16 protein-coding genes are annotated in these 14,620 nt (G+C 56.8%); 5 read left to right on the top strand and 11 right to left on the bottom strand.

The window, feature by feature from the left end; translation table 11 throughout:
* Nucleotides 1-16 precede the first annotated feature (16 nt).
* Nucleotides 17-985, bottom strand: a complete 969-nt coding sequence (gene speB / locus GOW93_RS08120) for an agmatinase (RefSeq protein ID WP_170382978.1) — start codon at nt 983-985, stop codon at nt 17-19.
* 13 nt (nt 986-998) lie between these two features.
* Nucleotides 999-2,162, bottom strand: coding sequence for a M20 aminoacylase family protein (locus GOW93_RS08115; RefSeq protein WP_170382976.1), 1,164 nt, complete (start codon nt 2,160-2,162; stop codon nt 999-1,001).
* 66 nt (nt 2,163-2,228) lie between these two features.
* Here GOW93_RS08115 and mazG point away from each other — a divergent pair, with 66 nt between their 5' ends.
* The 3 genes from mazG to GOW93_RS08100 all read left to right on the top strand — a co-directional run bounded on the left by mazG (nt 2,229) and on the right by GOW93_RS08100 (nt 4,538).
* Nucleotides 2,229-3,086, top strand: a complete 858-nt coding sequence (gene mazG, locus GOW93_RS08110) for a nucleoside triphosphate pyrophosphohydrolase (RefSeq protein WP_170383209.1) — start codon at nt 2,229-2,231, stop codon at nt 3,084-3,086.
* A gap of 64 nt (nt 3,087-3,150) precedes the next feature.
* A complete protein-coding gene (locus tag GOW93_RS08105) occupies nt 3,151-4,092 on the top strand; it encodes a nucleoside hydrolase (protein ID WP_170382974.1) in 942 nt (313 codons plus the stop codon).
* Entirely contained in the window at nt 4,089-4,538 is a 450-nt protein-coding gene (locus tag GOW93_RS08100) for a GNAT family N-acetyltransferase (protein ID WP_170382972.1), read from the top strand. Before GOW93_RS08105 ends, GOW93_RS08100 begins: the two co-directional genes overlap by 4 nt.
* Here GOW93_RS08100 and GOW93_RS08095 read toward each other — a convergent pair.
* From GOW93_RS08095 to GOW93_RS08070, 6 genes are all read right to left on the bottom strand, one after another.
* Nucleotides 4,535-4,702, bottom strand: coding sequence for a hypothetical protein (locus tag GOW93_RS08095; protein ID WP_170382970.1), 168 nt, complete (start codon nt 4,700-4,702; stop codon nt 4,535-4,537). The genes GOW93_RS08100 and GOW93_RS08095 overlap by 4 nt on opposite strands.
* A gap of 161 nt (nt 4,703-4,863) precedes the next feature.
* Complete coding sequence (locus GOW93_RS08090; RefSeq protein WP_368039648.1) at nt 4,864-5,286, bottom strand: GNAT family N-acetyltransferase; 423 nt, start codon at nt 5,284-5,286, stop codon at nt 4,864-4,866.
* 150 nt (nt 5,287-5,436) lie between these two features.
* On the bottom strand, nt 5,437-6,714 hold the full coding sequence (gene eno, locus GOW93_RS08085; protein WP_170382966.1) for a phosphopyruvate hydratase: 1,278 nt from the start codon (nt 6,712-6,714) through the stop codon (nt 5,437-5,439).
* A gap of 145 nt (nt 6,715-6,859) precedes the next feature.
* Nucleotides 6,860-7,741 carry a DMT family transporter gene (locus GOW93_RS08080; RefSeq protein ID WP_170382964.1) on the bottom strand — a complete coding sequence of 294 codons (882 nt, stop codon included), beginning with the start codon at nt 7,739-7,741 and terminating at the stop codon, nt 6,860-6,862.
* Nucleotides 7,742-7,877: 136 nt separating this feature from the next.
* Nucleotides 7,878-8,291, bottom strand: coding sequence for a Fur family transcriptional regulator (locus GOW93_RS08075; protein ID WP_170382962.1), 414 nt, complete (start codon nt 8,289-8,291; stop codon nt 7,878-7,880).
* Nucleotides 8,292-8,364: 73 nt separating this feature from the next.
* A complete protein-coding gene (locus tag GOW93_RS08070) occupies nt 8,365-9,069 on the bottom strand; it encodes an endonuclease/exonuclease/phosphatase family protein (RefSeq protein ID WP_170382960.1) in 705 nt (234 codons plus the stop codon).
* Between the two features lie 187 nt (nt 9,070-9,256).
* Between GOW93_RS08070 and GOW93_RS08065 the strand changes: the two genes are divergently transcribed.
* On the top strand, nt 9,257-10,174 hold the full coding sequence (locus tag GOW93_RS08065) for a DMT family transporter (protein WP_217354782.1): 918 nt from the start codon (nt 9,257-9,259) through the stop codon (nt 10,172-10,174).
* A gap of 18 nt (nt 10,175-10,192) precedes the next feature.
* On the opposite strand, the gene GOW93_RS08060 is transcribed toward GOW93_RS08065, so the two are convergent.
* Nucleotides 10,193-11,611: a protein adenylyltransferase SelO gene (locus GOW93_RS08060; RefSeq protein ID WP_170382956.1), complete on the bottom strand. Its 1,419-nt coding sequence runs from the start codon at nt 11,609-11,611 to the stop codon at nt 10,193-10,195.
* 86 nt (nt 11,612-11,697) lie between these two features.
* On the opposite strand from GOW93_RS08060, the gene GOW93_RS08055 reads away from it, so the two are divergent.
* Nucleotides 11,698-12,117, top strand: a complete 420-nt coding sequence (locus GOW93_RS08055) for a cupin domain-containing protein (protein ID WP_170382954.1) — start codon at nt 11,698-11,700, stop codon at nt 12,115-12,117.
* A 90-nt stretch (nt 12,118-12,207) separates the two neighbouring features.
* On the opposite strand, the gene GOW93_RS08050 is transcribed toward GOW93_RS08055, so the two are convergent.
* Both GOW93_RS08050 and GOW93_RS08045 read right to left on the bottom strand, forming a co-directional pair.
* Nucleotides 12,208-13,182: a leishmanolysin-related zinc metalloendopeptidase gene (locus GOW93_RS08050; protein WP_170382952.1), complete on the bottom strand. Its 975-nt coding sequence runs from the start codon at nt 13,180-13,182 to the stop codon at nt 12,208-12,210.
* 210 nt (nt 13,183-13,392) lie between these two features.
* A complete protein-coding gene (locus GOW93_RS08045) occupies nt 13,393-14,520 on the bottom strand; it encodes an anhydro-N-acetylmuramic acid kinase (protein WP_170382950.1) in 1,128 nt (375 codons plus the stop codon).
* Nucleotides 14,521-14,620: the final 100 nt, after the last annotated feature.

The raw sequence follows: 14,620 nt of genomic DNA, 5'->3' as shown, positions 1-14,620 counted from the left end.
GATGGCTAACCAATGGTTAATCCTGAACCAGCTTGTTCCACCCCAACAGGCAAATGATCTGCGTCGCCACATGCGCCCCGGCAATCGCCGTCGCGCCGGATGTATCAAAGGGCGGAGACACCTCTACGACGTCCCCACCCTTGATGTTGATCCCGGCAATGTCGCGCAGGATGATTTGCGTCTGGATGGACGTCAGCCCGCCCCAAACAGGTGTGCCAGTACCGGGGGCAAAGGCCGGGTCCAGGCCGTCGATATCAAAGCTCAGGTAAACGGGGCTGTCCCCCAGAATGCCTTTGATCTTTTGTGCCACGGCGGCCGGGCCGGATTCATAAACTTCGCGGGCGTCGATGATGTTGACGCCCAGCGTATCCTCATTGTGGGTGCGAATACCCACCTGGACCGAGCGTTTAGGGTCTACGATCCCCGATTTCACTGCCTTGTAGAACATCGTCCCGTGGTCGACGCGGGACATATCATCGTCAGCCCAGGTGTCCGTATGTGCATCGAATTGCAGCAATGACATGGGCCCGTATTTCTCGGCATATGCTTTCAATATCGGAAAGCTGATGTAGTGATCTCCGCCCAAGGAAACCGACGCCACGTCAGCAGCCAGAATGGTACGGATATGGTCGGTCAGCGTGTCCGGAAAGGCCGGGATATTGGCGTAATCATAGGCCATGTCGCCATAATCCACGATGGCCAGTTCGCTGAGCGCATCAAAGGGCCAGCCATATGGCGCATCCGGCGATTGCAACGCACTGGCCTCGCGGATCGCACGTGGTCCAAGCCGGGTGCCGGGTCGGTTCGTCACCGCCTGATCGAAAGGTACGCCGGTCACTGCAATATCCACACCCTTCAGTTCCTTGGTGTACAGACGCCGCAGGAACGAGGTCGCACCGCCAAAGGTATTTTCGTAGGACAGCCCTTTTAGGTCCGGATTGGTGAACGCTTCGTCCACCTGATTTTTTGCGTCTTCCAGTGCCATGTCTTCTCCCCCATCAACTCAGCGGTTGCGCTTTTTCTACGATCTTAGCAAAGAATGATGCCCCTACTGGCGCTATCTCGTCGTTGAAGTTGTATTTCGGATGATGCAGTCCGGCCCCTTCGCCCTGCCCCAGAAACAGATAGGCGCCGGGGCGGGCCTGCAGCATGTATGAAAAATCCTCGGCCCCCATCTCGCGCCCGGTGCTAGCAGTAACACGATCTTCGCCCGAAATATCACGCGCGACCTCTGCCGCGAAGGCCGCCTTATCCGCGTCATTGATCGTAGCTGGGTAATTTACCTCATAATCCAGCCGAGCTTCGACTCCATATGAGGTCGCCTGACCCTGTACGATCTGCTTCATCCGTTCCATCACCATCTTCTGAACCGAAGGGTCAAAAGTTCGCACCGTACCGTTGATAAAGGCGGTATCCGGAATCACGTTGTTCACCGTGCCGGTATGAATCTGCGTGACGGAAACCACCAGATCGTCCAACGCATAGTGATTGCGGCTCACGATGGTCTGGATCGCCTGCGCGATGCCACAGGCCGCCATCACCGGGTCGCGGGTTTCATGCGGCATCGCGCCGTGGCCGCCGACGCCTTGAATATGTACCTCGAACGTATCAACCGCTGCCATGATCGGCCCCGGCGTGGTATAGAAAGCCCCCTCGGCAAAGCCCGGCGCGTTGTGCAGGGCATAGACCTGAGAGATGTTGAAACGGTCCATAATCCCTTCTTCGACCATGACACCGGCGCCACCGCCCTCTTCCTCGGCAGGTTGAAAGATCAGCGCCACTCGGCCACGGAAATTGCGCGTCTCGGCCAGATAGCGTGCGGCCCCCAACAACATCGTGGTGTGCCCGTCATGGCCGCAAGCATGCATCTTGCCCGGATTTTTCGAGACGTACTCTACACCCGTCTCTTCTGGGATCGGCAGCGCGTCCATATCCGCGCGCAGGCCAATGGTCGGCCCTTCGCCCAGCCCATTGATGATTGCGACGATCCCTGTCTTGGCAATGCCCTCATGCAGTTCATCGACCCCAAATTCGCGCAGACGATCCGCCACGAAAGCGGCAGTTTCATAGCATTCGAACTCCAATTCCGGGATCGTATGCAAGTGCTGCCGCCACGCGGCCATATCGGCAGAGAAATCGGCAATTCGGTTGACGACGGGCATCTGGGGTGGACTCCTGATCCTGACTGCGGAATGGATGCATCTGACACCGGAACGAAAGGGTTCGCAATGGCCGAAAATCCTCTGATCCATGACAGCGACGCGGGTATCGAGCGTCTGTTGGAAATCATGCGCCGCCTGCGTGACCCACAATCAGGCTGCCCTTGGGACATCGAACAGGATTTTACCACCATCGCCCCCTATACGATCGAAGAGGCCTATGAGGTCGCCGACGCCATCGAACGCGAGGCTTATGACGAACTGAAGGGAGAACTAGGTGACCTGCTGTTCCAGTCCGTTTTCCACGCGCAAATGGCAGAAGAGGCTGGGCATTTCAGCTTTCAGGACGTGGTGCGCACCATGTCGGACAAGATGGTCACCCGTCACCCGCATGTGTTCGGTGAGGAATCCCGCGACAAATCCGCAGAACAGCAGACGGTAGATTGGGAAACCATCAAAGCTGCCGAGCGCGAGGGTAAGGAACAGAAAGGTGCTCTGGACGGCGTTGCGGCGAACTTGCCTGCCCTGCTACGCGCCCACAAACTGCAAAAACGCGCCGCCCGCGTGGGATTCGACTGGCCTGATGCCAGCCATGTACTCGCTAAAATCACCGAAGAAGCTGCCGAACTGGAAGAAGCCCGCGACAGCATGGACGCGGACGCTTTGGAGGATGAATTCGGCGATCTTCTTTTTGTGATGGTCAATCTGGGCCGCCATTTGGGCATCGAACCCGAGGCCGCCCTGCGCCGCACCAATGCCAAGTTCACCCGCCGTTTTGAACAGGTCGAGGCACGGTTAGCAGCACGCGGCAAAACCCCGTCACAAAGCGATCTGGCCGAGATGGATGCCCTTTGGGACGAAGTGAAGATCGAGGAGCATCGCGCCAACGGCAAACTCCCGCCGGTGGATGCCGCAACCGACGCCTGAAACCGCTGGACAAGAACAGTGACACTTGCGAGTGTCCGCGGTTCAAGACCCCGGAAGGCACAGCATGACACCGCGCAAGATCATCATCGACACCGATCCCGGTCAGGACGACGCCGTCGCCATCCTGCTGGCGCTGGCCAGCCCCGAAGAGATTGATGTGCTTGGTATCACCGCCGTTGCGGGGAACGTACCACTTGAGTTGACTGCAAAGAACGCGCGCATTGTCTGCGAACTGGCCGGGCACACGCATGTCCCCGTTTACGCCGGGTGCGACCGCCCGTTGAACCGTCCTCTGGTCACAGCGGAACACGTACACGGCAAAACCGGCCTAGACGGCCCTATCCTGCCTGATCCCGAGATGCCTCTGACCGACGGCCACGCGGTGGACTTCATCATTGAAACCCTGCGCACGCACGAGTCCGGGACGGTGACGCTCTGCCCGCTGGGGCCGCTGACCAACATCGCAACGGCCTTTCAAAAAGCGCCCGATATCATCGACCGGGTGCAGGAAATCGTGCTGATGGGAGGGGCGTATTTCGAAGTCGGGAACATTACCCCCACCGCCGAATTCAACATTTATGTCGACCCGGAAGCTGCTGAAATCTTGTTTAAATCCGGCGTTCATATTGTGGTTATGCCGCTGGATGTCACCCATAACGCATTGGTCACAAAACAGCGCAACGATGCGTTCCGCGCGCTTGATTCAAAAGTCGGGCATGCGGTTGCAGAAATGACGGATTTCTTCGAACGTTTCGACAAAGAAAAATACGGGTCGGAAGGTGCACCGTTGCACGATCCCTGCGTGACCGCATATCTGATCCGGCCCGACCTATTCTCGGGTCGTCACATCAACGTTCAGATAGAAACAAAATCCGACCTGACCCTGGGGATGACCGTCGCAGACTGGTGGCGCGTCACCGACCATCCGCCCAATGCTATGTTTATGGGCGAAATCGACGCCGACGGGTTCTTTGACCTGCTTACAGAAAGGTTGGCCCGCCTATGAGCGCCGCACTAAAACTCGCACGCCCTGAAGATCTGGACCGCTTGATGGGTCTGGTCGCAGCCTTTCACGCCGAGTCGGGAATTGAACAGGACCCCGATCAACGCCGAAACGCACTGGCTCCGTTGCTAGAGGGCATCCCCCACGGCTGCGTTTACTTGATCGGCCCCGGCCGTGCGCCATTGGGTTATATCGTGCTTACCTTTGGCTGGTCCATCGAGTTTGGCGGCATGGATGGCTTTGTCGACGAAATCTACATCCGCCCCGCCGTCCGCGGCCGTGGTATCGCAACCGAAGTTTTGCTTGCCCTGCCCAAGGCGCTGGCGGGTGCCGGGTTGACGGCCCTGCACCTTGAAGTCGACCGTGCCAAAGTAGCCACCCAGAATTTGTATGCACGCACCGGCTTTAAACCACGTGAGCGGTATATGTTGATGAGCAAGCCGCTTTAGCGCGCTTCAATCCCCATATCCATTCCGGGAACGTCCATGCCCATCACCGGGTCAGTGGACGATGCCTGCATTCCTGATACCGGATATGTCCCCGGGCCCGAGCAAGCGGCCAAAAAAACAGTGCTGATCACTGAAGCTACGAGAAGGAATTTCGAACCAGTCATGGTGTGCTCCTTTCTGTAATGCAGCCACATTACTTCGGCTCAACATGATACAAATAGGAAAAAGTTCACACATAATCGGAATTATGGCGAAAAAATGTCAACGAAATTGTATTTCTAAATGTTTACAGGGGGATAGCTGCCTAAGTTTTTTAGACGTATTGTCATGCCGGTTTGTCGGGCTTCAGCGGCATCTCAAAAAACAACAAAGTGTCCTTTGCGATCTCTGGAACCTCGGAATAGGCGTCACGCAGTTGAAAGCCCATTGAAAGGTACAGACGCGTCGCCGCTTCTAATGGTTTGCCAGTGTCCATGCGAATACAGTCAAATCCCTGCTTTCGGCATTGGTCAATCAAGGACATCATGACTGCGTAACCCGCACCCGTCCCGCGGGCGACATCACTGACAAAAACCCGTTTGATTTCAGCGATGCCCGGTCCGATTGTCCGAAACATCCCGCACCCAACGGCCTGCCCGTTCATTAACGCCAACCTCACCCCTCCGGTAGGGGGAGCGTGTTCAACTTCAATCTCATCCAACAGCTGGGCGTAAACATCACGAGGATAAAAGGTCTTCACGACGCGCACGGATTTTTCGTCAAGAGTCAGTAGAAAATCCCGGTATTCCCAACACAAACGCCGAACCTCATTAAAGTGGTTCGGCGTCCTGGGTTCTATGATGCGAAGCAAAACCTGATCCTCAAACTGAAGTTGAGGGTCAAGTTAGCATTCCTGACGTCACTTGCGAAGGATCGACGCCCCTGCGTATTCCGCGACTTCGCCCAGCGATTCCTCGATGCGGATCAGCTGGTTGTACTTGGCCAACCGGTCCGACCGCGCCAGTGACCCGGTTTTGATCTGACCACAATTGGTGGCGACGGCCAGATCGGCAATGGTGGCGTCCTCGGTTTCGCCCGAGCGGTGCGACATCACGTTGGTATAACGTGCGCGGTGGGCCATATCGACGGCGCGCAGGGTTTCGGTCAGCGAGCCGATCTGGTTCACCTTGACCAGCATCGAGTTGGCACAACCACGCTCGATCCCCTCGGCCAGACGCGCAGGATTGGTCACAAACAGGTCGTCACCCACCAGCTGAACCTTGTCACCGATAGCATCGGTCAGGGCTTTCCAGCCATCCCAGTCATCTTCGGACATACCATCTTCGATCGAGATGATCGGATAGTCGTTGACCAGCGCCGCCAGATAGGCCGCGTTTTCTTCGGAGGTCAGTGTCGTACCCTCACCTGCCAGAACGTATTTCCCGTCTTTGAAATACTCGGTCGCGGCACAATCGAGCGCCAGGTGGATTTCCTCACCCGGCTTATAGCCGGCTTTTTCTATGGACTTCAGAATGAAATCCAGCGCCTCGCGGGTGCTGGCGATGTTGGGTGCGAAACCACCCTCGTCACCCACACCAGTGGCCAGACCGGCCGAGGACAGTTCTTTTTTCAAGGTGTGGAAAACTTCTGCCCCCATGCGCACGGCTTCGCGGATATTCGCGGCCGAGGTCGGCATGATCATGAATTCCTGAATATCGATCGGGTTGTCCGCATGCTCACCACCATTGATGATGTTCATCATCGGCACTGGCAGAACGCGGGCCGAGGTGCCGCCGACATAGCGATACAGAGGTTGCGTGGTGAAATCCGCCGCTGCCTTGGCCGTCGCCAGCGAGACACCCAGAATGGCATTTGCACCCAGACGGCCCTTGTTGTCGGTCCCGTCCAGCTCGATCATCGCCTGATCGATGGCAACCTGCTCGGTCGCGTCAAAGCCCACCAGTTCCTCGGCAATCTCACCGTTTACTGCTGCAACGGCCTCTAGCACGCCTTTGCCCATGTAGCGCGATTTGTCACCGTCACGCTTCTCCACTGCCTCATAGGCACCGGTTGACGCGCCCGACGGTACAGCCGCACGGCCCATGGTGCCGTCTTCCAAAATCACGTCGACTTCAACTGTCGGGTTGCCCCGGCTGTCCAGAATTTCACGTGCGTGGATGTCGATGATGGTGCTCATGAGGCCCGTCCCTGTGGCTGCGATCAATTGCACGCCTCTTAGCATCATCGGGCAAAATGTAAACTGTCTATGTTAACGCTAACAGGGTCATTCTCTGATCTTTAGGGCTAACACTCATCTGTTTGCGCCAACGTGCGACGATACGTCAAGCCACCACGGCCAGTTCACGCGCCAACTTGCGTTCACGGATAAAGGTGTACATGCCCGAACCAATGATCAGCGTCGCCCCGGCCAGCGTCATCGTATCAGGACGTTCACCGAACATAAGCATCCCGGCTATGATCGAAAAAACCAATCGGGTGTAACGAAACGGGGTCAAAGCAGACGCTTCCCCGATCCGCATGGCCGAAACGATGCCGTAATACCCAAGAACACCAAACCCAATGGCACCTAAGTAGGGACCAACCTGAACCGCCTGCAAGGGAACAACAGGTTGCGCCGTGAACAGCATAAGCACCACGCCAGCAAGCCCCACTGCGATATAAGCCTGCAATGCCACAACAGATGAGGCCACGCGAACATCCAGCCGCCGGGTAATCAAATCACGCGCCGCAATCGCGATCACGGTTGCAACTACAAATAACGAGTCAGGCTGGAAGCCTTCCAGCCCAGGACGAATGATCATCACAACGCCGATGAATCCTACGCCAATTGCGCTCCAGCGTCGCCAGCCGACCTGTTCGCCCAGAAACAAGGCCGCACCCATGGTTACGGCCAGCGGCATCGCCTGAAAAACGGCTGCCACAGTGGAAAGATCGACAAGCGACAGTGCGGTCACAAATGTCAGTGCCCCAACCGCTTCGGTTCCAGCACGAGCCAGCGGTAGTGCCTTCCACGCAAGCGGATCAAAAATACGTTTGCGTGTCGCCAGAGACATCACAACAAAAATCAGGCTGCAGAACAGTCCCAAGACAATCATGATCTGCCCGGTCGATACACTGATCGATAAGTGCTTGATAAACATGTCCTCAAGCGCAAAGGCCGCCATTGACCCTATGATCAGCAAAATGCCGTTGATGTTGTTCATAAGCGTTTCCGTTGGAATGGGCTGGCAAAATGGGCGCCCTTACGGCAGCAAAACCGTAACTTTCACAACAGAGCAAGCAAAAACTCGACAGGTATTATGAATTGATGTGAGACCACCAATCGCGTTTTGTGATGAATCAGTCCCGTTCCAAGGGAACACCATACAATTCCAACCGGTGACCCTTCAGCCTGTACCCCAGCTTAGCGGCTATTTTTTCCTGCAGCGCCTCAATCTCGGGATCGACGAATTCGATCACTTCGCCCGACTGCATGTCGATGAGATGGTCGTGGTGGTCCCGTTCGGCATCCTCATACCGAGCGCGCCCGTCGCCAAACTCCAGACGGTCGAGAATCCCCGCCTCTTCGAACAGTTTCACGGTGCGATAGACGGTTGCGATTGAAATACCCGAATCCACCTTGGAGGCACGGGCATACAGCTCTTCGACATCGGGATGATCGTCGCTTTGCTGCAGCACCTGCGCGATTATACGGCGCTGTCCCGTCATACGCAGGCCTTTGGCTTCGCAACGGGCGATGATCGTGTCGGACATGAGTGACCCTCAGAGTAGTTCGGGTCTTTGTCTTAATACGTCTGCGCGGCTGGCGCCACAGGGGAATTGCAGCTCAGGCCACGCGGCGTAGGTCGGCCCAGATCGGCAGATGGTCGGATGCAATATGCGCAGGCCGCGTTTTGTGCGCACCGTGCAATACCGCCTCAAGCCCCTCGCCCAGCGCGATCCGGTCCAGAGCCCCTAATGGCTGTGCGGCGGGGAAGCTTGGAACCGGTGGCAGAAATCTCATGTCTGGCGCCAAATGGTCCAGCACTGGCTGCCGAGACCATTCGTTGAAATCCCCGGCCCAGACTGTCGGCATATCATCCAGATCCTCGTCAAAATGGCGAATATGCGTGATCTGCTGACGGCGAGACGCGGGCAACAAGCCCAGATGCATTCCCATCACCCGTAGCGGACCGATCTGCGTGTCGAACTCAACCCGCACCGCCCCCCGAGGCTCCAGCCCCGGCAGATCGTGATGGCCTGCCTGCCGCACCCGGATCGCGTCGCCCCGCCAGATCACCGCATTGCCGTGCCAGCCCAGACTGCCCGCGCCACCTAGGTCAACGATCTTCCAACCGGCTTCATCCAGCATGAAATGCGGCAAAGCAGCGGGACGCGGAGGCAGACGCTTGTCAGCCTCTTGCAGCACCACAATATCGGCCTTCATGCTGTCGATCACCTGCATGATACGCTGTGGTTGCCGACGGAAATCGAGGCCGACACATTTCTGAATATTGTAGCTGGCTATGCGCAGGGTCGATGGGTGTGTCATGAGGCTCTGATCATTCCTATGCAAACAGAGTGCCATGCTAAACGCTGGGTGCAACCCCCTTAGATCTGCAAGACCAGATAAAGCGAGGCTTTACCGTAAGCCTGGCTATCTTGCCTAAGAAACGATCAGCAAAACGCGGTTTCTCTTGATCCGCTGCCCTCCGTGCTTCTATGCCAGAACGACTGTTATGGCGGATCGTCGACTCAGCGAGGGATCAATGGTTTCAAGCGACATCCAGTCGAGTGACACCACGCGCGCCAGCCTTGTGTTGGTGATCGGCGGCATGATGTGGGGGCTGTATTGGATCCCCGTAAGATTCTTATACAACCTCGGCCTGACCGGCCCATGGCCGGGTATCGCGATGTACAGCTCGGCCTTGCTTGTGCTTATCTTCCTGATCTGGCGAGAGCGGCAAACACTGGCCTTGCAATGGCGCGATCTTATGGTCAGTGGCATGTTCACCGGCGCAGCCTTCAGCCTGTACTCTATCAGTCTTGTCTATACTGAGGTCGTACGCTCGATCCTTCTGTTCTACCTGACGCCGATCTGGGGCACGCTTCTGGGGCTATTTTTCCTGAGAGAACGCATTGGTCTTGGGCGCATCTTAGGTTTGTTATGCGGGATCGGTGGCCTGTTTGTTGTCCTTGGGGATGCGGGTGAAATACCCTGGCCAAAAAATATCGGTGACTGGCTGGCACTGGCCTCTGGCATATGTTGGGCGCTCGGCTCGCTGGGGCTTTACCGTACAAGCAACATTTCGGCTTCTGGGCAAGTATTTGCCTTTGTTCTGGGCGCAATGGTACTATCGCTGATCAGCCTTGTTTTTCTGCCCGACGGGGCACTGCCTGGCATTAGCCAAGAGAACGCACTTAGGCTGCTTGTTTTTGCTTTGCTCTCAGCCCTCTATGTGCTGCCCATGATCTACATGACGATCTGGCCCGCAACCAAGCTATCCCCTGCCCGCGTAGGCCTATTGTTGATGAGCGAGGTCGTTGTCGGCATCGCATCAGCCGCTGCCCTGTCTGGGGAGCCCTTCGGACTGCGAGAACTATTGGGCACTGCATTGATTGTCAGCGCTGCCGTACTGGAAATCGTCCGGAAGTAACACTCAACAGGGCTGATATCACGTCCCACAGAACGTCGCGTGAACGACTTCATTTTCGGTCGGAGGGTGTGTCAGGTCGGCCGCTTCGGGCTGATCCTCGTATGGGCGTGCTAGAACCGTGTTCAGCCGATGGAATGGTTCATAATCCCCTTGAACGGCCGCCTGAATCATCTGCTCGACCCGATGATTGCGGGGAATAAAGGCCGGGTTCGCAGCATTCATGACGGCTTGCGGGTTTTGTTCGCGGGTCAGGCGTTCTTTCCAACCCTTGGCCCACTCATCAAACGCTTGCGGCGTCAGGAATTGATCGCGCACGTTATCGCGGTCCAGAGCCCGGAACGTGTTGGTAAAATCAGCATTGTTGTGCGCCATTCGGGTCAGAAGATCGGTAATTAGCGCCTCATCGCCTTCGTCTTCGGTGGTCAGGCCAATCTTGGCACGGAAACGCGTCAGCCAGTGCTGCTGGATCAGGCCGGGCATTGCATGCACAATTTCGGTCGCTTCTTCGACCGCACTTTCGGGGTCTTCGACCTGTTGGATCAGCGAGGTCGCCAACTGCGCCAGATTCCACACGGCGATATCCGGCTGGTTGGAGTAGGCATAGCGCCCCATCCGGTCAATCGAACTGTAGACCGTGTTCGGATGGTAACTGTCCATAAAGGCACAGGGTCCATAGTCGATGGTCTCACCCGCGATCGACGAATTGTCGGTGTTCATCACCCCATGGATAAAGCCCACGCTCATCCATTGCGAAATCAACTGCGCCTGCGCATCCCGTACCGCTCGCAACAACCCCATAGGACCGTCGGCTTGCGGATAGTGCCTGGCAATGGCGTACTCGGTCAGCTTTTTCAGGTTTTCGACCTGCCGACGCCCCGCAAATACCTGAAACGTACCCACACGCAGATGACTTTGCGCAACGCGGGTCAGAACCGCTCCGGGCATCGGACCTTCGCGCAGAACGATCTCACCCGTCTCAACGGCAGCCAGCGCGCGAGTGGTCGGAATGCCCAGCGTGTGCATCGCCTCGGACACCACATATTCGCGCAACACCGGCCCCAACCAAGCACGGCCATCGCCTCGGCGGCTGAAGGGCGTCTGCCCCGAGCCTTTAAGTTGAATATCCCGCCTTACACCATCAGTGCCGACCGTCTCACCCAGCAAAACCGCACGGCCATCCCCCAACTGAGGATTGTAGGTTCCGAACTGATGCCCGGAATACAACTGCGCAATTGGCTCGGCACCTTCGGGCAGCGTATTGCCCGCAAAGGTCTGGGCCATGTCCTCAACCTCGCCGGGGGTGACGCGCAAAATCTGCGCAAGTTCCTCGTTGAACGCGACCAGATGCGGCGCTCGCACGGGCATCGGCGCCTGCCGGGCAAAGAACGTGTCAGGAAGGCGGGCGTAGCTGTTGTCAAACGGGATCGTCAGGGACATACCGCAAACATATTGTCGAAATGCACAAATACCATAGCGGATCGCATGACCGCGTGCATAATCGCGTCAACATGACGAGGCACCACATGACAGCAGAAGAAATCATCGCGCACCTGAACCTTGAACGCCACCCCGAGGGCGGCTGGTTCCGCGAAACATGGCGTGCTGAGAACGAAGGCCGCGCAACAGGCACCTGCATCTATTTCCTACTACAGGCAGACGAACGCAGTCATTGGCACCGCGTGGATGCGACCGAGATCTGGCTGTATCACGCTGGTGCGCCCCTGACCCTGTCTCTCAGCGCCACCGAGGACGGCCCCGCAACCGATCACCTGCTGACCCCAGATCTAATCAGTGGCGCACCACAAGTGATCGTGCCCGTGAACCACTGGCAATCAGCGCAATCAACCGGAGACTATACCCTGGTAAGCTGCACCGTCTCACCTGGGTTCGAGTTCGACGGCTTCGAACTGGCCGAGCCAGATTTCGATATCCCGCGCGCGTAAGGCAGTGACCATCGAGTCGACCCCAGTTGCGACGAAAATCAGACCTTGGGCTCGCCCTAACCCCATATCGGGCAGGGTTCGATCAAGAAATCAGGCCAGATCGATGTTGTCGTCGATACCAGCAGCTCCAGCTGTGAGAACGTAACCAAGATCCTCAAGGGACGCGACCGACCAATCCGACAAATAGCTGGTCGCATCGTACGTACCATCATCTGCCAAATACCCGATATACCCGGTCATCAGCTCATCCTGATACGCTTCTTCGTCCCAGTGTCCTCCGGCTGTGCCTGAGCCGCCGTCAGTTTCAACCAATAGGAAATCGTCTTCGGTGAAATAGCCAACGTATTCCGAGTTTGCTGCATCACCGTTATAGAGGCTGGTCACTGTGTCATCAGTTGGCCTTCTGGTGCCATTGTCGTCCACCACAGTCGATACCAGACCGTAATAATCCCAAAGTGTACCCAAACCCATGACATGCATCATTTCATGCAGAACGATATCATCGAACTGCCCAGCGTCATGATACGCCAAAGCGTCAGCTTCATCGAAAGTCATCTCACCGATTGCAGGCAAACCGGTGTCACTGCGGATACCGGTGGGTCCCGCCTGCCCCAGCACCCCACCCTCACCATCTATGGCATCTAAATCCGCCATGATGACGAGGTCATCGTAGATGTTACCCTCTCCGTCGACCGCATCTTCGATATCGCCATCAATAAGAGAGGCCAGATAATCTGCTGACGCAATGAACACTGCCTTCAGATCTTCGGGCCAGTCGCCAACGAACCGAACTTCGATATTGTATTGAAGGCTGTCGTCGATCCCATCGTTTTGCCCGGTGATGTAAACGTCCGTGACAGTTTCTGTTTCGGTGTCACCCCCGCCGCCTTTTCCCGGCGGTGGCCCCTTGTCGCCCCTGGCGGCGGCTGGCTCATCAATAAACAGAAGGTCACCGCTCAGATTTCCGATGGGTTGATTGTTACTTTCAGATGCATGGAGACGCGATGCGCCTGCACCTGACGACTTTACATAATCAAGAAAATTTCCACTTAATTCTGACGGCATAACCTTTTCCCTCGTATTCTAACCCAACATCGTCACCCAGTTTATTTGCGAGGACACAATTTAAACAAAAGAAATTGACGAAAATGTGACTTGACACGCAAATTGACTGAAAAATTCAACTCAATAGCCACTATACATCAGTCTTTGTCCGCCATTAGTCTACAAAAAGAAAGCATAAATGCAGAAATCCAAGTTCACTCAAAGAATGTTTCAATGGGTTACTTTGCGTTCGACTGAGCTTACCACCCCGCCGCCGACCAGCGCCTGAACCCCCGTCGTACCCGGGCATGAGGTTGGCAAGCCCCGCGCCACGCGCACCGCGAGATAGGCAAAGGCTTGCGCTTCTAGCATATCTCCGTCCAGACCCACTGCCTCGACCGGTTCGACCGGGCAATCCAGCGAGACGCGCAGCATCTCCATCAACACCGGATTACGCCGCCCACCGCCAGTCACCAGAACGCGAGACGGAGGCTTGGGGCAGTGTTCCATCCCCTGAACAACACCAACCGCGCACATGCCGGTCAGGGTCGCCACGGCATCAGCGTCAGACAGTTCTTTCACCAACCCGATCATCTCGGCAAAGTCGTTACGATCCAGCGATTTCGGCGGCATACGGGAAAAGAAGGGTTCAGCCAAAAACAGCTCCAGCGCGCCCATTTCAACCGTACCGCCGCGCGCCACAGCGCCGTCCCGATCCATCGGCAGCCCCAAACGCGCCTGCATCAGGTCATCCACGGGCGCATTGGCCGGACCAGTATCAAACGCCAGCAGCGCACCCGGGGCTTCTGGCCCTTCAAAGCTGGGATCGACATAAGTCAGATTCCCCACCCCTCCGAGGTTCAGAAAGCACAGAGGTTCCGTGGCTCCGATCCATTTGGCACAGGCAAAATGGAAAATGGGTGCCAGCGGCGCACCTTCGCCCCCCATGGCCACGTCATCACTGCGGAAATCCCAGACCACCGGCACGCCCAGAGCTTGCGCCAGCCCCTTGCCATCGCCCACCTGCAACGTGCCACGTCCGCGTGGTTCATGCGCAAGGGTCTGACCGTGAAATCCGATCAGGTCTATCTGTTCGTATTCAGATAACGCCTCGGCATGGGCGATGGTGACCAGTTCAGCAGCCGCATCAACGTCCGGCCCGTACCATTGGCCAAGCGCCGACCGCAGGACGCTTCTCTCCTGTTCCGAATACGCCCTGTAACCGCTGGGACCAAAGCCCACAATCCGCTGCCCGTCCGTTTCGACCACAGCGGTGTCCACGCCATCAAGAGATGTTCCAGACATTGCACCCAATGCTCTGATCGTGCCTGTTTTGCTGATCGCCCGGCCCACGTTCATCCTCTATTTGCTTGTCACACCCATTTTCTCGGCGCGTTGGTGACAACCTGCACGGTAACGCAAAGCTTAGGCAAGCCACATCGTGTAGCACCCGCGTTTT

It is taken from the genome of Ruegeria atlantica (genome assembly GCF_013032455.1).
GTDB lineage: Bacteria > Pseudomonadota > Alphaproteobacteria > Rhodobacterales > Rhodobacteraceae > Ruegeria > Ruegeria atlantica_B.
This window is presented reverse-complemented; position numbering and strand designations above follow the sequence as displayed.

Excerpts from the sequence above, each read along its gene's own strand:
- GOW93_RS08105 (WP_170382974.1), top strand. The coding sequence starts at position 3,151 with ATGACACCGCGCAAGATCATCATCGACACCGATCCCGGTCAGGACGAC.
- GOW93_RS08075 (WP_170382962.1), bottom strand. The coding sequence starts at position 8,291 with ATGTCCGACACGATCATCGCCCGTTGCGAAGCCAAAGGCCTGCGTATG.
- GOW93_RS08080 (WP_170382964.1), bottom strand. The coding sequence starts at position 7,741 with ATGAACAACATCAACGGCATTTTGCTGATCATAGGGTCAATGGCGGCC.
- eno (WP_170382966.1), bottom strand. The coding sequence starts at position 6,714 with ATGAGCACCATCATCGACATCCACGCACGTGAAATTCTGGACAGCCGG.
- mazG (WP_170383209.1), top strand. The coding sequence starts at position 2,229 with ATGGCCGAAAATCCTCTGATCCATGACAGCGACGCGGGTATCGAGCGT.
- GOW93_RS08065 (WP_217354782.1), top strand. The coding sequence starts at position 9,257 with ATGGCGGATCGTCGACTCAGCGAGGGATCAATGGTTTCAAGCGACATC.
- GOW93_RS08070 (WP_170382960.1), bottom strand. The coding sequence starts at position 9,069 with ATGACACACCCATCGACCCTGCGCATAGCCAGCTACAATATTCAGAAA.
- GOW93_RS08060 (WP_170382956.1), bottom strand. The coding sequence starts at position 11,611 with ATGTCCCTGACGATCCCGTTTGACAACAGCTACGCCCGCCTTCCTGAC.
- GOW93_RS08095 (WP_170382970.1), bottom strand. The coding sequence starts at position 4,702 with ATGACTGGTTCGAAATTCCTTCTCGTAGCTTCAGTGATCAGCACTGTT.
- GOW93_RS08115 (WP_170382976.1), bottom strand. The coding sequence starts at position 2,162 with ATGCCCGTCGTCAACCGAATTGCCGATTTCTCTGCCGATATGGCCGCG.
- GOW93_RS08055 (WP_170382954.1), top strand. The coding sequence starts at position 11,698 with ATGACAGCAGAAGAAATCATCGCGCACCTGAACCTTGAACGCCACCCC.
- GOW93_RS08050 (WP_170382952.1), bottom strand. The coding sequence starts at position 13,182 with ATGCCGTCAGAATTAAGTGGAAATTTTCTTGATTATGTAAAGTCGTCA.
- speB (WP_170382978.1), bottom strand. The coding sequence starts at position 985 with ATGGCACTGGAAGACGCAAAAAATCAGGTGGACGAAGCGTTCACCAAT.
- GOW93_RS08045 (WP_170382950.1), bottom strand. The coding sequence starts at position 14,520 with ATGAACGTGGGCCGGGCGATCAGCAAAACAGGCACGATCAGAGCATTG.
- GOW93_RS08100 (WP_170382972.1), top strand. The coding sequence starts at position 4,089 with ATGAGCGCCGCACTAAAACTCGCACGCCCTGAAGATCTGGACCGCTTG.